The sequence below is a fragment of the Rhodobium orientis genome (genome assembly GCF_003258835.1).
Lineage (GTDB): Bacteria > Pseudomonadota > Alphaproteobacteria > Rhizobiales > Rhodobiaceae > Rhodobium > Rhodobium orientis.
This window is the reverse complement of the sequence record NZ_NPEV01000008.1, coordinates 86,792-109,458: the sequence shown is the minus strand read 5'-3', so window position 1 is coordinate 109,458 and position 22,667 is coordinate 86,792. Positions and strand designations below refer to the sequence as shown.

Annotated in this window: 18 protein-coding genes; 17 read left to right on the top strand and 1 reads right to left on the bottom strand. The window is 65.4% G+C overall.

The annotated features are described in order from the left end of the window. The first annotated feature begins 10 nt into the window (after window positions 1-10). The 16 genes from nuoG (at window position 11) to CH339_RS05930 (ending at window position 17,448) form a co-directional block, all read left to right on the top strand. The gene (gene nuoG / locus CH339_RS06005; RefSeq protein WP_111433425.1) at window positions 11-2,092 is read left to right on the top strand and encodes an NADH-quinone oxidoreductase subunit NuoG; all 2,082 of its coding nucleotides are present in this window, start codon (window positions 11-13) and stop codon (window positions 2,090-2,092) included. 9 nt (window positions 2,093-2,101) lie between these two features. Beyond that, a complete protein-coding gene (nuoH, locus tag CH339_RS06000; protein WP_111433424.1) occupies window positions 2,102-3,172 on the top strand; it encodes an NADH-quinone oxidoreductase subunit NuoH in 1,071 nt (356 codons plus the stop codon). Between the two features lie 12 nt (window positions 3,173-3,184). Further along, complete coding sequence (locus tag CH339_RS05995) at window positions 3,185-3,427, top strand: hypothetical protein (RefSeq protein WP_111433423.1); 243 nt, start codon at window positions 3,185-3,187, stop codon at window positions 3,425-3,427. A gap of 46 nt (window positions 3,428-3,473) precedes the next feature. Continuing rightward, on the top strand, window positions 3,474-3,962 hold the full coding sequence (gene nuoI / locus CH339_RS05990; RefSeq protein ID WP_111433422.1) for an NADH-quinone oxidoreductase subunit NuoI: 489 nt from the start codon (window positions 3,474-3,476) through the stop codon (window positions 3,960-3,962). A gap of 76 nt (window positions 3,963-4,038) precedes the next feature. Continuing rightward, entirely contained in the window at window positions 4,039-4,650 is a 612-nt protein-coding gene (locus CH339_RS05985) for an NADH-quinone oxidoreductase subunit J (RefSeq protein ID WP_111433421.1), read from the top strand. A 136-nt stretch (window positions 4,651-4,786) separates the two neighbouring features. After that, a complete protein-coding gene (nuoK, locus tag CH339_RS05980) occupies window positions 4,787-5,095 on the top strand; it encodes an NADH-quinone oxidoreductase subunit NuoK (protein WP_111433420.1) in 309 nt (102 codons plus the stop codon). Between the two features lie 6 nt (window positions 5,096-5,101). After that, window positions 5,102-7,042, top strand: a complete 1,941-nt coding sequence (nuoL, locus tag CH339_RS05975; RefSeq protein ID WP_111433419.1) for an NADH-quinone oxidoreductase subunit L — start codon at window positions 5,102-5,104, stop codon at window positions 7,040-7,042. Next, window positions 7,042-8,556, top strand: coding sequence for an NADH-quinone oxidoreductase subunit M (locus CH339_RS05970; RefSeq protein ID WP_111433418.1), 1,515 nt, complete (start codon window positions 7,042-7,044; stop codon window positions 8,554-8,556). The genes nuoL and CH339_RS05970 overlap by 1 nt, the downstream gene beginning before the upstream one ends. A gap of 26 nt (window positions 8,557-8,582) precedes the next feature. Beyond that, window positions 8,583-10,025, top strand: a complete 1,443-nt coding sequence (nuoN, locus tag CH339_RS05965; RefSeq protein ID WP_111433417.1) for an NADH-quinone oxidoreductase subunit NuoN — start codon at window positions 8,583-8,585, stop codon at window positions 10,023-10,025. A gap of 6 nt (window positions 10,026-10,031) precedes the next feature. Beyond that, window positions 10,032-10,808: a biotin--[acetyl-CoA-carboxylase] ligase gene (locus tag CH339_RS05960; protein ID WP_111433416.1), complete on the top strand. Its 777-nt coding sequence runs from the start codon at window positions 10,032-10,034 to the stop codon at window positions 10,806-10,808. A gap of 13 nt (window positions 10,809-10,821) precedes the next feature. Further along, window positions 10,822-12,486: a ribonuclease J gene (locus CH339_RS05955; protein ID WP_111433415.1), complete on the top strand. Its 1,665-nt coding sequence runs from the start codon at window positions 10,822-10,824 to the stop codon at window positions 12,484-12,486. 242 nt (window positions 12,487-12,728) lie between these two features. Then, window positions 12,729-13,133, top strand: a complete 405-nt coding sequence (gene mce, locus CH339_RS05950) for a methylmalonyl-CoA epimerase (RefSeq protein WP_111433448.1) — start codon at window positions 12,729-12,731, stop codon at window positions 13,131-13,133. Between the two features lie 6 nt (window positions 13,134-13,139). After that, window positions 13,140-13,400 carry a DUF1467 family protein gene (locus tag CH339_RS05945; protein WP_111433414.1) on the top strand — a complete coding sequence of 87 codons (261 nt, stop codon included), beginning with the start codon at window positions 13,140-13,142 and terminating at the stop codon, window positions 13,398-13,400. 701 nt (window positions 13,401-14,101) lie between these two features. Then, a complete protein-coding gene (gene proS, locus CH339_RS05940) occupies window positions 14,102-15,436 on the top strand; it encodes a proline--tRNA ligase (RefSeq protein WP_111433413.1) in 1,335 nt (444 codons plus the stop codon). Window positions 15,437-15,459: 23 nt separating this feature from the next. Continuing rightward, window positions 15,460-16,740 (top strand): lipoprotein-releasing ABC transporter permease subunit, encoded by a 1,281-nt coding sequence (locus CH339_RS05935; protein ID WP_244668979.1) that lies wholly within the window; start codon window positions 15,460-15,462, stop codon window positions 16,738-16,740. A gap of 3 nt (window positions 16,741-16,743) precedes the next feature. Further along, window positions 16,744-17,448, top strand: coding sequence for an ABC transporter ATP-binding protein (locus tag CH339_RS05930; RefSeq protein WP_111433412.1), 705 nt, complete (start codon window positions 16,744-16,746; stop codon window positions 17,446-17,448). Between the two features lie 19 nt (window positions 17,449-17,467). Here CH339_RS05930 and CH339_RS05925 read toward each other — a convergent pair whose 3' ends face one another. Next, window positions 17,468-18,454, bottom strand: coding sequence for a sensor domain-containing diguanylate cyclase (locus CH339_RS05925; RefSeq protein ID WP_111433411.1), 987 nt, complete (start codon window positions 18,452-18,454; stop codon window positions 17,468-17,470). 632 nt (window positions 18,455-19,086) lie between these two features. Between CH339_RS05925 and dnaE the strand changes: the two genes are divergently transcribed. Beyond that, the gene (dnaE, locus tag CH339_RS05920; RefSeq protein WP_244668972.1) at window positions 19,087-22,569 is read left to right on the top strand and encodes a DNA polymerase III subunit alpha; all 3,483 of its coding nucleotides are present in this window, start codon (window positions 19,087-19,089) and stop codon (window positions 22,567-22,569) included. The last annotated feature ends 98 nt before the right edge of the window (window positions 22,570-22,667 follow it).

Genomic DNA, 22,667 nt, shown 5'->3' with positions numbered 1-22,667 from the left:
AATAGAAGACATGCCAAAAATCATCGTCGACGGAAACGAGATCGAGGTCCCGGCGGACTACACGCTGATGCAGGCGTGTGAGGCCGCGGACGTCGAAATTCCGCGGTTCTGCTTCCACGAGCGCCTCTCGGTCGCCGGCAACTGCCGCATGTGCCTGGTCGAGCTGAAGGGCGCGCCGAAGCCGGTCGCCTCCTGCTCCTGGCTGGTGCGCGACTGCCGGCCCGGCCCGAACGGCGAGCTGCCCGAGGTCAAGACCAAGTCGGACGTCGCCAAGAAGGCGCGCCGCGGCGTCATGGAGTTCCTGCTCATCAACCATCCGCTCGACTGCCCGATCTGCGACCAGGGCGGCGAGTGCGACCTGCAGGACCAGGCGATGGCCTTCGGCGTCGACGGCTCGCGGTTCCACGAGAACAAGCGCGCGGTCGAGGACAAGTATATCGGCCCGCTGGTCAAGACGATCATGACGCGCTGCATCCACTGCACGCGCTGCGTCCGCTTCACGACGGAAATCGCCGGCGTCTCCGAACTCGGCCTCATCGGCCGCGGCGAGGACGCCGAGATCACCACTTATCTGGAAGCCGCTCTGACCTCCGAGATGCAGGGCAACGTCATCGACCTGTGCCCCGTCGGCGCGCTGACCGCGCGGCCCTATGCCTTCCACGCAAGGCCGTGGGAACTGGTCAAGACCGAGTCGGTCGACGTCATGGACGGCGTCGGCTGTGCGATCCGGGTCGACACCCGCGGCCGCGAGGTCATGCGTATCCTGCCGCGTCTCAACGAGGCGGTGAACGAGGAGTGGATCTCCGACAAGACCCGCTTCATCTGGGACGGGCTCCGCACCCAGCGCCTCGACCGGCCTTACGTCAAGAAGGACGGCCGCCTGACCCCCGCCTCATGGCAGGAGGCGTTCGCCGCCATCGCCGCCAAGGTGAAGGGCACGGATGCGAAAAAGATCGGCGCCATCTCCGGCGAACTGGCGAGCGCGGAAGAGATCTTCGCGCTGAAGAGCCTGATGGCGGGGCTCGGCGTTGCCAACACGGACTGCCGGCCGGCCCATTCGCCGCTGCATCCGGCGAGCGGCCGCGCCAGCTACCTCTTCAACACCTCGATCGCCGGCATTGAAGACGCCGACGCGATCATGCTGATCGGCACCAACCCGCGCAAAGAGGCGCCGGTGCTGAATGCGCGCATCCGCAAGCGCTTCCTGCGGGGCGGCCTGGAAGTCGGCCTCGTCGGCGCCAAGGCGGACCTGACCTATCCCGTCACCTATTGCGGCGCCGGTCCGGACAGCATCCAGGCGCTGATCGACGACAAATCCTATGACGGCAAGGCCGAGCGGCCGATGGTCATCGTCGGCGAGGGCGCCCTCAACCGGCCGGACGGCGCCGCGATCCTGTCGCTGGCCGCCAAGTTCGCCGTCGCCAGAGGCGCGATCCGCGAGGACTGGAACGGCTTCAACGTCCTCCATTCGGCGGCCGCCACCGTCGGCGGCCTCGACGTCGGCTTCGTGCCGGGCGAGGGCGGTCTGGGCACCGCCGGCATGGTGGAGGCGGCCGGAACGGGCGACCTCGACGTCCTCTTCCTGATGGGCGCCGACGAGATCGACATGCAGGCGCTCGGCAATGCCTTCGTCGTCTATATGGGCTCGCACGGCGATGCCGGCGCCCACCGCGCCGACGTCATCCTGCCGGGTGCCGCCTACACGGAAAAATCGGGCCTCTACGTCAACACCGAGGGCCGGGTGCAGCTTGGGCTCCGCGCCGCCTTCCCGCCGGGCGAGGCCCGCGAGGACTGGGCGATCCTGCGCGCACTGTCCGGCGAACTCGGCGCCAAGCTGCCCTTCGACACGCTGGTGGCGCTCCGCGCCGCGCTCGTTGCCGCCCATCCGCATTTCGCGCTCGTCGACGAGATCGCGGAAAGCGACCCCAAGGCGGTCGAGGCGCTGGCCGGCGCGGGCGGCTCGCTCGACAGCGCGCCGTTCGAGCCCTGGATCGACGATTTCTACCTCACCAATCCGATCGCCCGCGCCTCCAAGGTGATGGCGGAATGTTCGGCGCTGGCGCACGGCCTTCAGGCCGAGGCGGCGGAATAGGAAGCGACGATGACGTTTTGGGACGGACTATATTACCTCCTCGGCGTGAGCATTTCGCCGTTCTTCATCGGCGTCGTCTGGCAGACGCTGATCCTGATCGTCGTGCTCCTGGTCGCCATCGCCTACATCCTCTACGCCGACCGCAAGATCTGGGCAGCGGTGCAACTTCGCCGCGGTCCCAACGTCGTCGGGCCCTGGGGCCTGTTCCAGTCCTTTGCCGACATGCTGAAATTCGTCTTTAAGGAGCCGGTCATTCCGGCGGCCTCCAACAAGACGATCTTCATCTTGGCGCCGCTCGTGTCGGTGACCCTGGCGCTCGGCGCCTGGGCGGTGATCCCGGTCGCGGAGAACTGGGTGATCGCCGACATCAATGTCGGCATCCTCTACATCCTCGCCTTCTCCTCGCTCGGCGTCTACGGCATCATCATGGGCGGCTGGGCGTCGAACTCGAAATATCCGTTCCTGTCGGCGCTGCGCTCGGCCGCCCAGATGGTCTCCTACGAGGTCTCCATCGGCTTCGTCATCATCACGGTGCTGCTGTGCGCCGGATCGCTGAACCTGACGGAGATCGTCAAGTCGCAGGAATCGGGCCTTGCCAACATGATCGGCCTGCCCTGGCTGTCGTTCCTCAACTGGTACTGGCTGCCGCTGCTGCCGATGTTCGCAATCTTCTTCATCTCGGCGCTGGCGGAGACCAACCGGCCGCCCTTCGACCTTGCCGAAGCGGAATCGGAACTCGTCGCCGGCTTCATGGTCGAATACGGCTCGATCCTCTACATGATGTTCATGCTCGGCGAGTATGTCTCGATCTCGCTGATGTGCTCGCTGATGACGATCATGTTCCTCGGCGGCTGGGCCTCGCCCATCGACATCCCGCCCTTCACCTGGGTGCCCGGCGTCATCTGGTTCACGATCAAGGCCTGCGCCGTCTTCTTCATGTTCGCCATGGTCAAGGCGATGGTCCCGCGCTACCGCTACGATCAGCTTATGCGCCTCGGCTGGAAGGTGTTCCTGCCGCTGTCGCTGGCCGCTGTCTTCGTCGTCGCCCTGGTGCTGCAACTGACCGGGTGGGCATCGTGAGGAGCGTCAACCATGCTGTTTTCCCTGGCCGGACTGGTCGGCGCCCTGGTGGGGCTTGGAGTGGGCTGGCTCGACTGGCGGATGCTCTCCGGCATCCTTCGCGCGCGCCACGTCCAGAAATCGATGGCGATGCCGAAGGACGAAGCGGGACGGGCCGAAAAGCGGCTCAACGGCATCCTCGCCGTCATCTTTGTTCTCTGTTTCGTCGGAATTCCTCTCGTCGGGTACTGGACGGGGGTTGCCATCGCCGGCTGACCGTTATGTTGAGTGGTATGGATCACGGCCAGGAAAGGATTGTGCGATGAGGCTTGATCGTGCCGCGAAGTCGCTGCTGCTGCTGGAGTTCGTTTCGGCGTTCTTCCTGGCGATGCGTTATTTCTTCAAGCCCAAGGCAACGCTGAACTACCCCTTCGAGAAGGGGCCGCTGTCGCCGCGTTTCCGCGGCGAGCATGCGCTTCGGCGTTACCCGAACGGCGAGGAACGGTGCATCGCCTGCAAGCTGTGCGAGGCCGTCTGCCCCGCCCAGGCCATCACCATCGAGGCCGGACCGCGCGGCAATGACGGATCGCGCCGCACCACCCGCTACGACATCGACATGGTGAAATGCATCTATTGCGGCTTCTGCCAGGAAGCCTGCCCGGTGGATGCCATCGTCGAGGGACCGAACTTCGAATTTGCCACCGAGACGCGCGAAGAACTGCTCTACGACAAGCAGAAACTGCTCGACAATGGTGACCGGTGGGAGCGCGAAATCTCGCGCAGTCTGAGGGATGACGCGCCCTATAGATAGGCGCTCAATTTGATAACGCCGGCGGGCGCCGCGCATTTGCGGCGTCCCTGACCGGAGCAACGGGGATCTAATCGGAATGCTCTTGCAGGCGATCTTCTTTTACCTGTTCGCCGCGATCAGCGTGGCCGCCGCCGTGATGGTGATTTCGTCCCGTAATCCCGTCCACTCGGTGCTGTTCCTGATCCTGACCTTCTTCAGTGCCGCGGGCCTGTTCATCATGCTCGGCGCCGAGTTCCTGGCGATGATCCTGATCGTCGTCTATGTCGGCGCGGTCGCGGTGCTGTTCCTGTTCGTGGTGATGATGCTCGACGTCGATTTCGTCGAGCTGCGCCAGGGCTTCCTGCAATACCTGCCGGTCGGCGGGCTGATCGGCCTGATCCTGCTGGTCGAGCTGATTGCGGTGCTGACCTGGTCGACCATGTCGCCGGAGCTGACGGCGGTCGCCCAGGTGCCGATTCCGCCGGCGGGCGAGGTCTCCAACATCGAGGCCATCGGCCAGCTCCTCTACACCCGCTACATCTATTTCTTCCAGACCGCGGGCCTGATCCTCCTGGTCGCCATGGTCGGCGCCATCGTGCTGACCCTGCGCCACAAGGAGGGCGTCCGGCGCCAGAACATCGCCGACCAAGTCTATCGCGATCCCAAGACCGTCAAGCTGCACAAGGTCGAGTCCGGCAAGGGTATCTAGCGCGTATTCCCGAAAAGTGGGGGCCGGTTTTCGGACCAGAATACGCGTCAAGACAAATGCCTAGAGCATGTTGAGTGGTTCAAGAAACACTGGAAATGCCCTAGGGCGAAAAAGGAACGTTTGAGGCAAGACAACAATGGAAATCGGGCTGTCCCACTACCTGTCGGTCGCGGCGATCCTTTTCACGATCGGTGTTTTCGGCATCTTCCTGAACCGCAAGAACGTCATCGTCATCCTGATGTCGGTCGAACTGGTGCTTCTCGCCGTCAACATCAACTTCGTCGCCTTTTCCGCCTTCCTCGGCGATCTGGTCGGCCAGATCTTCGTGCTCCTGATCCTCACCGTCGCTGCCGCCGAGGCCGCGATCGGACTTGCCATCCTCGTGGTTTACTACCGCAACCGCGGCTCCATCGCGGTTGAAGACATCAACATGATGAAGGGCTAGGCGGAGATGTATTCAGCCATCGTCTTCCTGCCGCTGCTTGGCTTCCTGATCGCCGGCCTGTTCGGCCGCATCATCGGAGACAAGGCGTCGGAATATATCACCAGCGGCCTTCTCGTCGTGTCCTGCCTTCTGTCGTGGATCGCCTTCTTTTCCGTCGGTTACGGCGACGGCCCGGTCGAGCAGGTGCCGATCGCGACCTGGATCACGTCCGGCGCGCTCTCCATCGACTGGTCGCTGAGGATCGACACGCTGACCGTCGTCATGCTGGTCGTCGTCACCACGATCTCGGCGCTGGTCCACATCTATTCGATCGGCTACATGCACCACGACCCGTCGCGGGCGCGGTTCTTCGCCTATCTGTCGCTGTTCACCTTCGCCATGCTGATGCTGGTGACCGCCGACAACCTTTTGCAGATGTTCTTCGGCTGGGAGGGCGTCGGTCTCGCCTCCTACCTCCTGATCGGCTTCTGGTACCACAAGCCGTCCGCCAACGCCGCGGCCATGAAGGCCTTCATCGTCAACCGCGTCGGCGACTTCGGCTTCTCGCTCGGCATCTTCGCGCTGTTCGCGCTGACCGGCTCGATCGGCCTCGATGCGGTCTTCGCCGCCGCCGGCGATCTCCAGGAGACGACGTTCCTGTTCCTGTCCTGGGACGTGAACGCGCTCACCGTCATCTGCCTGCTCCTGTTCATGGGCGCCATGGGCAAGTCGGCCCAGTTCCTGCTGCACACCTGGCTGCCGGACGCGATGGAAGGCCCGACCCCGGTCTCGGCGCTGATCCACGCCGCGACCATGGTCACCGCCGGCGTCTTCATGGTGGCGCGCCTGTCGCCGCTGTTCGAGCTCTCCCACACAGCGCTCACCGTCGTCGTCATCATCGGCGCCACGACGGCGTTCTTTGCCGCCACCGTCGGCCTCGTCCAGAACGACATCAAGCGCGTGATCGCCTATTCGACGTGCTCGCAGCTCGGCTACATGTTCGTCGCCCTCGGCGTCGGTGCCTACGGCGCGGGCATCTTCCACCTGTTCACCCACGCCTTCTTCAAGGCGCTCCTGTTCCTCTCCGCCGGCTCGGTCATCCATGCCGTCTCCGACGAGCAGGACATGCGCAAGATGGGCGGCCTCAGGAACCACATCCCGGTCACCTTCTGGATGATGATCATCGGCACCCTGGCGCTCACCGGCTTCCCGCTGACCGCCGGCTTCTTCTCCAAGGACGCGATCATCGAATCCTCCTTCGTCGGCCATGGCGCGGCCGCCGAATACGCCTTCTGGATGGTCGTCATCGCCGCGCTCTTCACCTCGTTCTATTCCTGGCGGCTGATCTTCATGACCTTCTTCGGCAAGCCGCGGGCCTCCGCCGAGGTGATGGGCCACGTCCACGAGTCGCCGCGGGTGATGACCGTGCCGCTGATGATCCTGGCGCTCGGCGCACTCGCCGCCGGCGTGCTGTTTGCCGGCAGCTTCATCGGCGAGGGCTACGGCGAGTTCTGGAAGACGGCGCTGTTCGTCTCGGAGGAGAACCATATCCTCCACGAAATGCACAACGTGCCGCTCTGGGTGAAGTTCGCGCCCTTCGTGATGATGGTCGCCGGCTTCGTTATTGCCTTCTATTTCTACATCATGTCGCCGGAGACGCCGAAGAAGCTCGCCAAGCAGCATGACGGGCTCTACCAGTTCCTGCTCAACAAGTGGTACTTCGACGAGCTCTACGACGTCCTGTTCGTGCGCTCGGCCAAATGGCTCGGCCGCTTCCTGTGGAAGCAGGGCGACGGCAGGGTCATCGACGGCTACGGGCCGGACGGCGTTTCGGCCCGGGTGCTGCAGGCCACCGGCTGGGTGGTCCGGCTGCAGACCGGCTATCTCTATCACTATGCATTCGCGATCCTGATCGGCGTCGCCGCGCTGATCACCTGGGCGATGTTCACCGGCGGAGGGGCAAACTAATGGGCGACTGGCCACTGCTCACAATTGTCACCTTCCTGCCGCTGATCGGCGTGCTGGCGATCCTGACGGTCCAGGACGACGACGCGATCGCCCGGCAGAACATCCGCCGGGCGGCGCTGTTCGCCACGTCGATGACGTTCCTCGTCTCGCTCTTGATCTGGGCCTCCTTCGATCCCTCCGATCCGGGCTTCCAGATGGTCGAGAAGCGCGACTGGCTCGGCGGCGCGATGTCCTATCACGTCGGCGTCGACGGCATTTCGATGCTGTTCGTCATTCTCACCACCTTCCTGATGCCGTTCTGCATCCTGGCGAGCTGGAAGTCGGTGGAGGACCGGGTCAAGGAATACATGATCGCCTTCCTGGTGCTGGAGACGCTGATGATCGGCGTCTTCACGGCGCTCGACCTGGTCATCTTCTACGTCTTCTTCGAAGGCGGCCTGATCCCGATGTTCCTGATCATCGGCGTGTGGGGCGGCAAGCGGCGCATCTATGCCAGCTTCAAGTTCTTCCTCTACACGCTGCTCGGCTCGGTGCTGATGCTGCTGGCCATCATGGCCATGTACTGGCAGGCCGGCACCACGGACATCACGGTGCTGCTCGACCACGATTTCCCGGCCGGCATGCAGACCTGGCTGTGGCTTGCGTTCTTTGCCTCCTTCGCCGTCAAGATGCCGATGTGGCCGGTCCACACCTGGCTGCCTGACGCCCACGTCGAGGCGCCGACGGCCGGCTCGGTGATCCTTGCCGCGATCCTTCTGAAGATGGGCGGCTACGGCTTCATCCGGTTCTCGCTGCCGATGTTTCCGCTCGCCTCGGAGATGTTCGCGCCCTTCGTCTTCGCGCTCTCCGTCGTCGCCATCATCTACACCTCGCTGGTGGCGCTGATGCAGGAGGACATCAAGAAGCTGATCGCCTATTCGTCGGTCGCCCATATGGGCTTCGTCACCATGGGCATCTTCACCATGACGACCCAGGGCGTGCAGGGCGGCATCTTCCAGATGCTCTCCCACGGCATCGTCTCCGGCGCCCTGTTCCTGTGCGTCGGCGTCATCTACGACCGCATGCACACCCGCGAGATCGCCGCCTATGGCGGGCTCGTCAACCGCATGCCCTGGTACGCCGTCGCCTTCATGGTGTTCACGCTGGCCAATGTCGGGCTGCCCGGCACCAGCGGCTTCGTCGGCGAGTTCCTGACCCTGGTCGCCGCCTTCAAGGTCAACACCTGGGTCGCGTTCCTTGCCACCTTCGGCGTCATCCTGTCGGCCTGCTATGCGCTCTGGCTTTATCGCCGGGTCGTCTTCGGCACCCTCGACAAGGAGAGCCTGAAGTCGATCCTCGACCTCAGCACGCGGGAAAAGGCGATCCTCATCCCGCTGATCGTCCTCACCATCCTGTTCGGCTTCTATCCGATGCCGATCCTCGACGTGACGGCGGCCTCGGTCGACCAGCTCATCACCAAGGTTCAGGCGGCGACGGCCGCCGCCCAGCAAACCGCCCTGATCGTCGGCAACTGATTTAGGCCCGGCACGAGAGACGCCCAATGCAGACCGAACTTTACATGCTTCCCGATCTGGCACCGGTTCTCCCGGAGCTGCTGCTGGCGATCGGCGCGCTGGTCCTCGTTCTCATCGGCGCCGTCGCCGGCGAGCGCGCCACCTCCGTGGTCACCGGCATCAGCGCGGCGCTCCTCATCGTCGCCGGCCTCGTGCTCGTCGTCGTCACGCCCGACGGCACCTCCTTCCACGGCGCCTTCGTGCTCGACGCCTTCGGCCGCTACATGAAGCTGCTGGCCCTGATCGGCTCGACCTTCGCCATCGTCATGTCGGTGGGCTACGCGAGGGCCGAGCGTTTCGAGCGCTTCGAGTATCCGATCCTCATCGTGCTGGCGACGCTCGGCATGATGCTGATGATCTCCGCGACCGACCTGATCTCGGTCTATCTCGGCCTGGAACTGCAGAGCCTGGCGCTCTACGTCGTTGCCGCGATCAACCGGGATTCCACCAAGGCCACGGAAGCGGGCCTGAAATATTTCGTCCTCGGCGCCCTGTCGTCCGGCATGATGCTCTACGGCATGTCCCTGGTCTACGGCTTCACCGGCAACACCTCGTTCGACGGCATCGCCCAGGCGATCGCCGGCGAGGGCCGCTCGCTCGGCATCGTCTTCGGCCTGGTCTTCATGATGGTCGGCTTTGCCTTCAAGGTCTCGGCGGTGCCGTTCCACATGTGGACGCCGGACGTCTATGAAGGCGCGCCGACGCCGGTCACCGCGTTCTTTGCCGCCGCGCCCAAGATCGCCGCCATGGCGCTGTTCGTGCGCGTCGTCTTCACCGCCTTCGAGCCCGTCGCCGCCGACTGGCAGCAGATCGTCTCCTTCATCGCGATCCTGTCCATGGTGCTCGGCGCCTTTGCCGCCATTGGCCAGAGCAACATCAAGCGGCTGATGGCCTATTCCTCCATCGGCCATATGGGCTACGCGCTGGTCGGCCTGGCCGCCGGATCCAAGGCCGGTGTCCAGGGCGTCATCATCTATGTGTCGATCTATCTGGCAATGACGCTCGGCGCGTTCGCCTGCATCCTCGCCATGCGCCGGCGCGAGGGCATGGTGGAGGACATCAACGAGCTTGCCGGCCTCGGCCGCACCCGGCCGATGATGGCCTTCCTGTTCGCCATGATCCTGTTCTCGCTCGCCGGCATTCCGCCGCTCGCCGGCTTCTTTGCCAAGTTCTACGTCTTCCTCGCCGCCATCGAGGCCAACCTTTACGCGCTTGCCGTCATCGGCGTGCTGGCCAGCGTCGTCGGCGCCTACTACTACCTGCGCATCGTCAAGATCATGTATTTCGACGAGCCGTCCGAGGCGTTCGAGCCGATGTATGGCGAGCTCAAGGTGGTGCTCGGGGCGAGCGGCGTCTTCGTCATCTTCTTCTTCCTGTTCGCCGGGCCCATGGTCGGCGTGGCGGAAACCGCAGCGCGGGCGCTGTTCTGACGCCCGATGCCGCAGCTTAAGGAGACCAGTTCGGGGATCCGGCGCGACCATCGCGCGCTGGTCGATTCGACCAACGCGGCCGCGCTCGCCGAGGCCCGCAAGGGCTGGCGCGCACCGCTCTGGGTCACAGCCGACCGCCAGGAGGTCGGCCGCGGCCGCCAGGGCCGCCGCTGGGTGTCCGAGCCGGGCAACCTCTATGCCTCTCTGCTCCTCATCGATCCGGCGCCGCCGCATGCGCTGCCGCAGCTCGGCCTCGTCGCCGCCGTCGCGCTCGCCCGCGCCATCGAGGCGGCCGGGCCCCTGAGCGAGCCCGTCGGCCTCAAATGGCCGAACGATGCCATCGTCGCCGGCAAGAAGCTGTCGGGCATGCTGCTGGAAGCCGAGGTCGTCGACGACCACACGACCGCCACCGTCATCGGCATCGGCGTCAACGTCGTCTCTGCGCCGGAGGGTCTGGCCTATCCGACCGCCTCGACCTCCGCCCTGGGCGGCGTCGCCGATCCGGAGGTTCTGTTCGCCGCCCTCGACGTCACCCTGGCCGATGCCCTTGACGAATGGGCCCGCGGCGAGGGCTTTGCCGACATCCGCCGCCACTGGCTGGAGCGCGCCGTCGGCCTCGGCGGGCCGCTGAAGGTGCGCCTCGGCGACGACATGATCACCGGCATCTTCCGCGATCTCGACACCAATGGTCACCTGATCCTGGAAGCGGAAGACGGAACCTTGTCGACGATCGCCGCCGGCGACGTCTTCTTCCCCGACTGGCCGTCCGGCGAAGATCGCTGAGGACGGCAGGCGCATGGCAGACGACAACGAACTGGTCTTCCTCCCGCTCGGCGGTGTCGGCGAAATCGGCATGAACATGGCGCTCTACGGCTACGGGCCAGCGGACGCGCGCACCTGGATGATGGTCGATTGCGGCATCACTTTCGCCCATGAGAGCCTGCCGGGCGTCGACGTCATCTTTCCCGACACGCGCTTCATCGAGGAAGAGCGGGCGAACCTTGCCGGCATCGTCCTGACCCACGCCCATGAGGACCATTACGGCGCCGTACTGGAGCTGTGGCCGCGACTTGAAAAGCAGGTGTTCGCGACGCGCTTCACCGCCGGGCTGCTGGCCGCGAAGGCGGAAGGCATGCAGGGCGCGCCGAAGGTGCCGGTGACCGTGGTGGGGCAGGGCGACCGCGTCACCGTCGGCCCCTTCGAGGTCGAATATGTGGCGCTCTCCCATTCCATCCCCGAGCCGAACGCGCTCGCCATCCGCACCCCCCTCGGCACCGTGATCCATTCCGGCGACTGGAAGATCGACGCCGAGCCCGGCGTCGGCAAGGCGATCGACCTGCCGCGGCTTGCCGAGATCGGCCGGGAAGGGGTCCGCGCCCTCATCTGCGATTCCACCAACGCGCTCCGCGAAGGCCGCAGCCGCAGCGAGGCCGAGGTCGCAAAGGCCCTGAAGGAGGTCGTTGCCGCCGCCCCTGGCCGCGTCGCGGTGACGCTGTTCTCCTCCAACGTCGCCCGCATCCGTGCCGTCGGCGAGGCGGCCCGCGCGGCCGGGCGCAGCGTCGTCGTCGTCGGCCGCTCGCTGTGGCGGATGATCGATGTCGCCACCGAATGCGGTTATCTCGGCGACCTGACCTTCCTGGAAGAGGAAGCCTACAAGGACCTGCCGCGCCAGAACCTCGTCCTTCTGTGCACCGGCTCGCAAGGCGAAAGCCGCGCCGCGCTCGCCCGCATCGCCGGCGGCGACCACCGGCATATCGACCTAACGAAGGGCGATACGGTGATCTTTTCCTCGCGCACCATCCCCGGCAACGAACGCGCGGTGAACACCGTTATCAACCAGCTCTGCGACAAGGGCGTCAGGATCATCACCGACCGCGAGGCGCCGATCCACACCTCCGGCCATCCGTGCCGGGACGAGCTGCGCGAGCTCTACGGGTTGCTCAAGCCCGAGGTCGCCGTGCCGGTCCATGGCGAGGCGTTGCACCTCACGCGCCATGCGGAGCTTGCCCGCATCCTTGGCGTTCCGGAGGTGATGCTCGCCGAAAACGGTAAGATGGTCCGGCTCGCGCCGGGACCCGCCGAGATCATCGACGAGGCGCCCGTCGGCGTCCTTTACAGGGACGGCGACCTCATCGTCGACCCGGACGAAAGCGGCGTCCGCGAGCGGCGCAAGCTGTCTTTCGCCGGCGCCGTGTTCGTGTCGCTGCTGCTCGATTCCAAGGGCAACATCATCGCCGATCCCGACGTCGCCGTCATCGGCCTGCCGGACACCGACGACGTCGGCGAGCCGTTTCGGGCCATCGTCTTCGATGCCGTGGAGAACGCCATCCACAGCATCCCGCGCTCGCGCCGCCGCGATCCCGACCTGGTCGGCGAGGCCGCCCGCCGCGCGGCCCGCGCCGCCGTGCTGGAGCGCTGGGGCAAGAAGACCCATGTCGTTGTCATGGCCAGCATCGTGTGAGGCACATGCGTCCGCAATGGATACGACGTGGTCAGGCGTCGCAAGCCCGCCTCACGTCGGGTCTTGCCCGACTTGCGGAGTTTGGGTGTTCAACGCGGAAACATCCGCGTTGAATGCGCCGGCGCCAATGCGCCGGAAAGCCTGCATGGCGTCTGAACGCACAGATCGATTCCACCATTCGGAGCATTTGCGGACCGGGGCGGATGCACTAGAACGATGGAAACGATGAGGAGTTGAAGGACATGATCGGACGTCTGAACCATGTGGCGATTGCCGTTTCCGACATCGATGCGGCGACCGCGGTCTATCGCGACACCCTCGGCGGTACGGTGTCGGACAAGGTGCCGCAGCCGGACCACGGCGTCACCACGGTCTTCGTGGAGCTGCCGAACACCAAGATCGAGCTGCTGGAGCCGCTCGGCGAGGGCTCGCCGATCCAGAACTTCCTCGATCGCAACCCGACCGGCGGCATCCATCACCTGTGCTACGAGGTCGACGACATCATCGCCGCCCGCGATCACCTGAAGGCGGAAGGCGCGCGCGTCCTCGGCAACGGCGATCCGAAGATCGGCGCCCACGGCAAGCGGGTGCTGTTCCTGCATCCCAAGGACTTCTGCGGCACCCTCGTCGAGCTGGAAGAAGCCTGATCGACCATGTCGTTCTGGAGCGCCCTTGCGATCTATTTCATCATCTGGTGGGTGGTGCTGTTCGCCGTCCTGCCCTTTGGCGTGCGCACCCAGGCGGAGGAAGACGACATCGTGCCCGGCTCCGCGCCGAGCGCTCCGGCGCGGCCGATGCTGATCCGCAAATTCCTCGCCACCACCGTCGTTGCGGGACTCATTTTCGCCGGCCTCTACGCCCTGTGGGCAGCCGGCTTCCGAATCGACGACATCCCGCTTCCGGGGCCGCGATAGGGCTCACGTCGCGGCTGCGGGCGTACGTTTTGGCCCGTGCCGCTGACGCGTCGCGCGATGGTCCCCCGATCGTAATTTCGACATCCTGACCACACCGCCGTTCTGAAAACGCGCGCCATCCTTGCGGGAAGAGGCGTCCGGACACACGGCGTGTCGCCCCCGCGCTGGCGGTAAGGTGTGCTGCGCGAATAACTACGGTGTTGAAAGATAAGTGACTTTTTTGGTGGCAGGAGAGGGCGCGATTGCGGGAGGCATTGGCAACAAAAAAATAAGCAAGGCCTTGTGAGCCTTGCTTACCAAAGTTACGCGTCTAAACTCCCATAGCTCTTTTACAGGAAATCAGGGATCTCCTGCGTTTGAGCGGCTGCGACCCTAAGGTGCGCCAGGGAGTCCTTCCTCCCAAGACTCAGACCGCGATGCCTCGTTAGGATCATCCACTTAGAGCGGCGATCCCTTGTATTTATCCTATAAGACTAACCCATCGAAATCGGTTTGTCATCATTTTGTGCACCTGTCGCCGCAAAATTGATCATATTTTCTGTGAGGGCTCTGACCGATCTAGGGAAAAGGTTAATTTCCGCCATTGGAGACCCCGGCGCGACGGCGCGCCTCTGTGCAAGGGCTTGTAATTTCCACCCGCATCCGGTTTGACTTCACACGCGTTTTCGAAACGCCCGATTCCCGATAAAGCGAGCTCCCCCATGCGATTGTCCCGGTATTTCCTGCCGATTTTGAAAGAGACCCCGAAAGAGGCGGAGATCGTTTCCCACCGTTTGATGCTGCGCGCCGGCATGATGCGTCAGCAAGCCGCGGGCATCTATTCCTGGCTGCCGCTCGGCCTGAAGGTGCTGCGCAAGATCGAGGGGATCGTCCGCGAGGAGCAGAACCGCGCCGGTGCGCTGGAAATGCTGATGCCGACGGTGCAGCCGGCCGATCTGTGGATCGAAAGCGGCCGCTATGACGACTACGGCAAGGAGATGCTGCGCATCAGCGACCGGCACGACCGCTCGATGCTCTACGGCCCGACGAACGAGGAGATGATCACCGAGATCTTCCGCTCCTATGTGCGCTCGTTCCGCGACCTGCCGCTCAACCTCTACCACATTCAGTGGAAGTTCCGCGACGAGGTGCGCCCACGCTTCGGCGTCATGCGCGGCCGCGAATTCTTCATGAAGGACGCCTATTCCTTCGACCTCGACAAGGAGAGCGCTCGCCGGGCCTATCACCGTATGTTCGTGGCCTATCTGAGGACCTTTGCCCGCCTCGGCATGCAGGCGATCCCGATGAAGGCGGACTCCGGCCCGATCGGCGGCGACATGAGCCACGAGTTCATCGTCCTTGCCTCGACCGGCGAGAGCGGCGTCTTCTGCCACAAGGACCTTCTCGACATGCCCGTGCCCGGCGAGGACGTCGACTTCGACAGCGACCTGTCGCCGATCGTCGATGCCTGGACCTCGCTCTATGCCGCCACCGACGAAAAGCACGACGAGGCGGCTTTCGCGGCCGTGCCGGAAGACAGGCGCATCGCCGCCCGCGGCATCGAGGTCGGCCACATCTTCTATTTCGGCACCAAATATTCCGATCCCATGAACGCCAAGGTGACGACGGCCGACGGCCAGAACGTGCCGGTGCATATGGGCTCCTACGGCATCGGCGTGTCGCGCCTCGTCGGCGCCATCATCGAGGCGAGCCATGACGACAACGGCATCATCTGGCCGGCCTCGGTCGCCCCGTTCGATGCCGCCGTCGTCAACCTGAAGCAGGGCGACGCCGCCACCGACGCCATGTGCGAGCGGCTCTATGGCGAGATGCGCGCCGCCGGCTTCGATGCGCTCTATGACGACACCGACCAGCGCGCCGGCGCCAAGTTCGCCACCATGGACCTGATCGGCGTGCCCTGGCAGGTCGTCGTCGGACCGAAGGGGCTGGCTTCGGGCGAGGTGGAGCTGAAGAACCGGGCGACCGGCGAGCGCGCCTCGCTGACGCCGGAAGCCGCCATGAACCGCCTTGTCGCGGAGGCAAGGGGCGCATCGTGACGGAGACAGGCGCACCCGACGCCATGGATGCTGCAGGCGCGCCGCCGGGTGCGACCCGCCCCTTTGCGGCGTTCGAGTGGATGCTCGCCTGGCGCTATCTGCGCGCCCGCCGCCGCGAGGCGTTCATCTCCGTCATCGCCGGCTTTTCCTTCTTCGGCATCATGCTCGGCGTTGCCACCCTGATCATCGTCATGGCGGTGATGAACGGGTTCCGGACCGAGCTCCTCGACAAGATCCTCGGCGTCAACGGCCATTTCCTGGTCCAGCCGATCGACGGCCCGCTGACCGACTATGCCGACGTCACGGCCCGCCTCGACATGGTCGACGGCGTCGTCTTTGCCATGCCCTATGTGGAGGGCCAGGCGCTCGTCTCCGGGCCGGCCGGCGCCTTCGGCGCGCTGGTCCGCGGCGTGCGCGACGTCGACCTGGAACGCCTGCCGCTGGTCGGCGGCACGGTGATCGCCGGCTCGCTGGAGAATTTCGACACCGGCAAGGGGATTGCCGTCGGCTCCCGGCTCGCCCGCTCCATGGGCGTTGCTGTCGGCGACCAGGTGACCATCGTCACCCCGCGCGGCAACGCCACACCGCTCGGCGTCACCCCGCGGGTGAAGGCCTATCCGGTCGCCGCCGTCTTTGAGGTCGGCATGTCGGAATACGACAACACCCTCGTCTTCATGCCGTTCGCGCAGGCCCAGCTCTATTTTAACCAGGAGGGCCGGGCGACGGCGATTGACGTCTTCGTCGACCATCCCGACGACGTCGGCGAGATGCGCCCGACGGTGGAAAAGGCGGCCGGGCGGCCGACCTTCATCGTCGACTGGCGACAGCGCAACACCACCTTCTTTTCCGCCCTTGAGGTGGAGCGAAACGTGATGTTCCTGATCCTGACGCTGATCGTGCTCGTCGCCGCGCTCAACATCATCTCCGGCCTCATCATGCTGGTGAAGGACAAGGGCAGCGACATCGCCATCCTGCGCACCATGGGCGCGACCCGCGGCGCCATCATGCGTGTCTTCTTCATCACCGGCGCGGCCATCGGCACGATCGGCACGCTCGCCGGGTTCCTGCTCGGCGTCGTCGTCTGCGCCAACATCGAATCGATCCGCCAGTTCACCGCCTGGCTGACCAGCACCGAACTGTTCTCGCCGGAGCTTTATTTCCTCGCCGAGATGCCGGCCGACATGGACAATGGCGAGACGGTCACGGTCGTCGTCATGGCCCTGGTGCTTTGCTTCCTTGCCACCCTTTACCCGGCTTGGCGCGCCGCCCGCCTCGATCCCGTCGAAGCGCTTCGCTACGAGTAGGCGATGACCGACACCGCACCCACTGCCGACCGGCCGCCGACCCTGCAGCTTTCCGGCGTTCAGCGCGCCTATCGCGAGGGCGAGGGGCGGCTCGACGTCCTCACCGGTGCCGACCTTGAGATCGGTGCCGGCGAACTGGTCGCGCTGGTCGCACCGTCCGGCGCCGGCAAGTCGACGCTTCTGCACATCGCCGGCCTCCTGGAGCGGCCCGACGAGGGCGAGGTCTATATCAACGGCACCGCCTGCGGCTCCTTGCGCGATGCCGACCGCACCCGCATCCGCCGCCTCGACATCGGCTTCGTCTACCAGTTCCACCACCTGCTGCCGGAGTTCACCGCGGTCGAGAATCTCGTCCTGCCGCAGATGATCTGCGGCCTCGGGCGCAAGGAAGCGGCCGTGCGCGCCGAGCAGCTTCTCGCTTATATGCGGCTGAAGGATCGCGGCGACCATCGCCCGGCCGAGCTGTCCGGCGGCGAGCGCCAGCGCGTGGCGATCGCCCGCGCCGTCGTCAACGCGCCGCGGCTGGTGCTGGCCGACGAGCCGACCGGCAACCTCGACCCGCGCACCTCGGCCCATGTCTTCGACGCGCTGGCAGCCCTCGTGCGCGCCACCGGCCTTGCCGCGCTGATCGCTACCCATAACCTGGAGCTTGCCCGCCGCATGGACCGGCGCATCACGCTGCAGGAGGGAAGGGTGGTGGAGATCTGATCGGGCTCGGGCCGCCGGCCTAGCCGGTCGCCGCCTCAGCCGGCGCCAGCAGCATGGTGCTGACGACCCGGTTCCGGCCGTCCGCCTTGGCCTTGTAGAGCGCATTGTCGGCGGCCATCAACAGGCCTCCGGGCGTGCCCATCGTGCCGCCGCTGCGGGCAAGCGCCGTGGCAACGCCGATGCTGGCGGTCACCAGTCCGTTGCCCGCCGTATTGTCCTCGTTCGGCAGGCCGAGATCCTCTATCGCCTTGCGGACATGCTCGGCAACCGCCGTGGCATCGGCAGAGCCGGTGTCGGGCAGGATGACGACGAGTTCCTCGCCGCCATAGCGCGCCGCAAGGTCGCGCCGCCGCCGTGCCCCGGCCTTCATGAGCGTCGCGGACACCGTCCGCAGACAGTCGTCGCCGACCTGGTGGCCGTAGCGGTCGTTGAGGCCCTTGAAGCGGTCGAGGTCGAGAAGCAGCAGCGACAACTGGCTGCTTGAGCGCAGCGAGCTGTGCCAGGCGCGTTCCAGCGCCTCATCGAAGGACCGCCGGTTGGCGAGGCCCGTCAGGACGTCGGTGGCGGCGAGCTGGCGGACTTCCTGCTCTTCCAGCTTCTCGCTGGTGACGTCGCGCAGCGTCACGACGATGTTCGGCTCCCTCCCGCCGACGGCATCCTTGAGGACATGGGCGCACCCGTCCAGCCATTTCAGCGTGCCGTCCTTGGCAACGGTCCGGAACGTCTTGCGGGAGCTGACGATCTCGCCCTGGAGGATCTTTTCGCCGCGCTCCACCAGACAGAACATCTCCTCTTTCACGGCCATGCGTTCCGGATGATCCAGCATTTCTTCCGGCGTCCACCCGAGAACTTCAGTAACCGAGGGCGAGACGTAAATGAAGCGGTGTTTGCGGTCAACCTGGATAACAATATCCATGCTCGACTCGACCAATGCGCGAAAATCGACGGAAGACCGCTTTCGTAGAAAACGTTTCAATACTTCCGAGAAATTGGCGAGAGGATGCATCAAGGGTTGTCCATACCTTGTTAGACTGAACGGTTTCTAGCCGTGAGCAGCCGAATAAAGTGTTAAAATACAAAACGAGCCGCGCTGTCAAAATCCCGCAAATCCGCGGATTTTCGCACCGCTCAATGAAATGTGATCCGTCTTGCGGGGCCCCGGTCCGCATCCGCACCTGCTTCGGAGGCTGGCGGACGCTTCGTCTTCGGCCCCGGTCGCGGGCGCATTTGCAGGCGGCATCCTGACATTTCAAACGCCTGCAAGATCCCGGGCGGGGAGAACTTGACAGGAGAACAAAAAACGAACATAGTCCGGAAGAACAAATGGTGTACAAGGAGATTGACCGATGCAAGCCCTTGCCCGCGACGTTGCCGCCCTCGTTGCCCTTGCCCTCTTTGCTTCCTCGCTGACGCTCTGGATCAACATCCTCGCCCAGGTCGGCTGACGCCGCCCGCCGGCGCGCCGGCGGCGCTTCCCCGCGAGGGGGCGGCCGACCGGCAGGCCATGCCGACGGTTCCCCGCGAAAAGGGATCGGCTGTGGACGAGGACGGCGGGACAGTCGCCGCAGGCCCCTTAAGGGTCGACTCCGCCACCCGTTCTTTTCAAACTCGCCCCGACGGGCGGCGTGAGTCGCCGCCATGCGGATGGGGACGATGGACGCGGTCGGCTTCTTACATTTGCGGGTGCATTCCGGCTACTCGCTGCTGGAAGGGGCGCTGCCGCTCAAGCGGCTGCTGGACCTGGCGCTTGGTGACCGGCAGCCTGCGCTCGGCATCGCCGACACCGGCAACCTCTTCGGCGCGCTGGAATTTTCCGAAAAGGCTGCCGGCGCCGGTATCCAGCCGATCGTCGGTTGCCAGCTCGCCGTCGATTTCGAGGATGCCACCGCCGACGAGCGGCGGCCCCACAACGGCGGCCAGCACAAGGGCCGGGAGCTCCCGAGCCTTGTGCTCATCGCCGCCGACGAGGCCGGCTACGGCAATCTCGTGCGCCTCGTCAGCCACTCGTTCCTCGACACCGACAATACCATGAAGCCGCACGTGACCATGGACCGGCTCGCCGCTGCAAGCGACGGCCTGATCGTTTTGACCGGCGGCACCGGCGGCCCGGTCAACCAGGCGCTTCTGGCAGATAGTCCGGTCCAGGCCGAGGCCCGCCTCGACCGGCTTGCCGCCGCCTTCGGCAACCGCCTCTATGTGGAACTGCAGCGCCACGAAGACCCGCGCGAGGCCCGCACCGAAGGCCCGCTGGTGGAGCTTGCCTACAGGAAGGGCCTGCCGCTCGTTGCCACCAACGAGCCGTTCTTTCCCGCCCGCGACGATTTCGAGGCCCATGACGCGCTGATCTGCATTGCCGAAAGCCGGGTCGTCATCGAGGAGGACCGGCGCCGGCTGACCCCCGACCACTATTTCAAGACCCGCGCGGAAATGGTCGAGCTCTTTGCCGACCTGCCGGAGGCGGTTCAAAACACCGTCGAGATCGCCCGGCGCTGCCATTTCCGCCCGCATACCCACAAGCCGATCCTGCCGCGTTTCACCGCCGATGCGGAGGGCGCCGATCCGGGGGAAGCCGCTGCCGCCGAGGCCGAGGAGCTGCGCGCCCAGGCGATCCGCGGCCTGGAGCACCGGCTGGAGGTGCACGGCCTTGCGCCGGGCGTCGAACGCGACGCCTACGAGGCGCGCCTGGAACACGAACTCGGCACCATCAGCCGCATGCAATATGCCGGCTACTTCCTGATCGTCTCCGACTTCATCAAATGGGCCAAGGGCGAAGGCATCCCGGTCGGCCCGGGCCGCGGTTCGGGCGCCGGCTCGCTGGTCGCCTATGCGCTGACCATCACCGACCTCGACCCGCTGCGCTTCGGGCTCCTGTTCGAGCGCTTCCTCAATCCTGAACGCGTGTCGATGCCGGACTTCGACATCGACTTCTGCCAGGACCGGCGCGACGAGGTCATCCGCTACGTCCAGGAGAAATACGGCCGCGACCAGGTCGCCCAGATCATCACCTTCGGAACCCTGCAGGCCCGCGCCGTGATGCGCGACGTCGGCCGCGTCCTGCAGATGCCCTACGGCCAGGTCGACAAGCTGGCCAAGCTGGTGCCGAACAATCCGGCCAACCCGACGCCGCTGCACAAGGCCATCGCCGAAGAGCCGCGCCTGCAGGAAGAGGCCAAGGCCGAGCCGATCGTCGAAAAGCTGTTCTCGATCGCAACCCGGCTGGAAGGCCTCTACCGCCACGCCTCGACCCACGCCGCCGGCATCGTCATCGGCGACCGGCCGCTCGACGAGCTGGTCCCGCTCTACCGCGATCCGCGTTCCGACATGCCGGTCACCCAGTTCAACATGAAGTGGGTGGAACAGGCGGGGCTGGTGAAATTCGACTTCCTCGGCCTGAAGACGCTGACGGTCCTGCAGACGGCGGTCCGCCTCATTGCCCGTCGCGGTATCGACATCGACCTGTCGACCCTGCCGCTCGACGATGCAACCACCTACGAGATGCTCGGCCGCGGCGAGACGGTCGGCGTGTTCCAGGTGGAAAGCCAGGGCATGCGCCGGGCGCTCGCCGGCATGCGCGCCGACCGCTTCGAGGACATCGTCGCCCTCGTTGCCCTCTACCGGCCGGGCCCGATGGACAACATCCCGATCTACAACGCCCGAAAGCACGGCGAGGAGGAGCCGGACTACCTGCATCCGCTGCTGGAGCCGATCCTGAAGGAGACCTTCGGCGTCATCATCTACCAGGAACAGGTGATGCAGATCGCCCAGGTGATGTCGGGCTATTCGCTGGGCGAAGCCGACCTTCTGCGCCGCGCCATGGGCAAGAAGATCCAGGCGGAGATGGACGCCCAGCGCGAGCGCTTCGTGGGCGGCGCGATCGACAACGGCATCGGCAACGCCAAGGCCAACCAGATCTTCGATCTTCTCGCCAAGTTCGCCAATTACGGCTTCAACAAGTCGCACGCCGCGGCCTATGCGCTGGTCGCCTACCAGACCGCCTATCTGAAGGCCAACTATCCGGTGGAGTTCCTGGCCGCCTCCATGACGCTGGACATGGGCAACACCGACAAGCTGCACGAGTTCAAGCGCGAGGCGGAACGCCTCGGCATTCCGGTCGTGCCGCCCTCGGTCAACCGCACCGCGACCGAGTTCGACGTCGCCGACGGATCGATCGTCTATACGCTTGCCGCGCTGAAGGGCGTCGGCCGCCAGGTCGTCGAACACATCGTCGAGACGCGCGGCGACAAGCCGTTCAAGGATCTTACCGATTTCGCCGGCCGCATCAGCCCGCGCTACGTCAACAAGAGGTGCCTGGAAAGCCTCGTTGCCGCCGGCGCGCTAAGCGACATGGAGCCGAACCGGGCCCGGCTGATGAACGGGCTCGACCGCATCCTCGGCGAGGCGGCCCGCACCAGCGCCGACGAGGGCGCCGGCCAGAGCCAGCTCTTTTCCGGCTTCGATGCCCCGAGCGTCCGTCTCGATCCGGTCGATGCCTGGCTGCCGGCCGAGCAGCTCCAGCGCGAGTTCGACGCCATCGGTTTTTATCTCTCCGCCCACCCACTCGACGAATACCGCTCCGTCCTGAAGAAGCTGAACATCCAGTTCTGGGCCGAGTTCGTGGAGGCGGCAAAGGGCGGCGCGCCGGGCGGCCGCCTCGTCGGCACCATCACCTCGCGCCAGGAGCGCCGCTCGCGCAACGGCAACCGCATCGGCATCATCCAGCTCTCCGATCCGACCGGCCAGTTCGAGGCGATGCTGTTCTCCGACATGCTCAACGAATACCGCGACCTGCTGGAGCCGGGCACCTCCGTGGTGCTGGACGTGCTGACGCGGCTGGAAGAGGACAGCGTCGGCGTCCGCGTCCAGACGATCCGCCCGCTCGACGACGTGGCGGTCAAGGCGAACAAGGAAATGCGCGTCTATGTGCGCGACGGAAAGCTGGCGGAAAACCTGTCGCGCCGGCTCGACAAACGCGGCGGCGGCGGCGACGTCAGCGTCGTCCTCTTGCTCGACGGCGGCATGCGCGAGGTCGAGATCCGGCTTCCCGGCAGCTACAACGTCTCGCCGCAGATCGCCGGCGCCCTGAAGACGATTTCCGGCGTCATTCAGGTGGAAATGCAGTAGGCGCCGCCGTAACGCCCGCCACCGGCGCGGCGGTTTCGCGGATTTTCAGGCCCGAAGCCGCTTGCAACGGGCGGAATCCCGCCTTATAAGGCGCCCAT

Bases quoted from the DNA above. Each gene is read 5' to 3' on its own strand.
- CH339_RS05960 (WP_111433416.1), top strand. From the start codon at position 10,032: ATGCCGCAGCTTAAGGAGACCAGTTCGGGGATCCGGCGCGACCATCGC.
- nuoK (WP_111433420.1), top strand. From the start codon at position 4,787: ATGGAAATCGGGCTGTCCCACTACCTGTCGGTCGCGGCGATCCTTTTC.
- nuoH (WP_111433424.1), top strand. From the start codon at position 2,102: ATGACGTTTTGGGACGGACTATATTACCTCCTCGGCGTGAGCATTTCG.
- nuoN (WP_111433417.1), top strand. From the start codon at position 8,583: ATGCAGACCGAACTTTACATGCTTCCCGATCTGGCACCGGTTCTCCCG.
- CH339_RS05955 (WP_111433415.1), top strand. From the start codon at position 10,822: ATGGCAGACGACAACGAACTGGTCTTCCTCCCGCTCGGCGGTGTCGGC.
- proS (WP_111433413.1), top strand. From the start codon at position 14,102: ATGCGATTGTCCCGGTATTTCCTGCCGATTTTGAAAGAGACCCCGAAA.
- mce (WP_111433448.1), top strand. From the start codon at position 12,729: ATGATCGGACGTCTGAACCATGTGGCGATTGCCGTTTCCGACATCGAT.
- CH339_RS05970 (WP_111433418.1), top strand. From the start codon at position 7,042: ATGGGCGACTGGCCACTGCTCACAATTGTCACCTTCCTGCCGCTGATC.
- CH339_RS05995 (WP_111433423.1), top strand. From the start codon at position 3,185: ATGCTGTTTTCCCTGGCCGGACTGGTCGGCGCCCTGGTGGGGCTTGGA.
- nuoL (WP_111433419.1), top strand. From the start codon at position 5,102: ATGTATTCAGCCATCGTCTTCCTGCCGCTGCTTGGCTTCCTGATCGCC.
- CH339_RS05930 (WP_111433412.1), top strand. From the start codon at position 16,744: ATGACCGACACCGCACCCACTGCCGACCGGCCGCCGACCCTGCAGCTT.
- nuoI (WP_111433422.1), top strand. From the start codon at position 3,474: ATGAGGCTTGATCGTGCCGCGAAGTCGCTGCTGCTGCTGGAGTTCGTT.
- CH339_RS05985 (WP_111433421.1), top strand. From the start codon at position 4,039: ATGCTCTTGCAGGCGATCTTCTTTTACCTGTTCGCCGCGATCAGCGTG.
- nuoG (WP_111433425.1), top strand. From the start codon at position 11: ATGCCAAAAATCATCGTCGACGGAAACGAGATCGAGGTCCCGGCGGAC.
- dnaE (WP_244668972.1), top strand. From the start codon at position 19,087: ATGCGGATGGGGACGATGGACGCGGTCGGCTTCTTACATTTGCGGGTG.
- CH339_RS05935 (WP_244668979.1), top strand. From the start codon at position 15,460: ATGGATGCTGCAGGCGCGCCGCCGGGTGCGACCCGCCCCTTTGCGGCG.
- CH339_RS05925 (WP_111433411.1), bottom strand. From the start codon at position 18,454: ATGCATCCTCTCGCCAATTTCTCGGAAGTATTGAAACGTTTTCTACGA.
- CH339_RS05945 (WP_111433414.1), top strand. From the start codon at position 13,140: ATGTCGTTCTGGAGCGCCCTTGCGATCTATTTCATCATCTGGTGGGTG.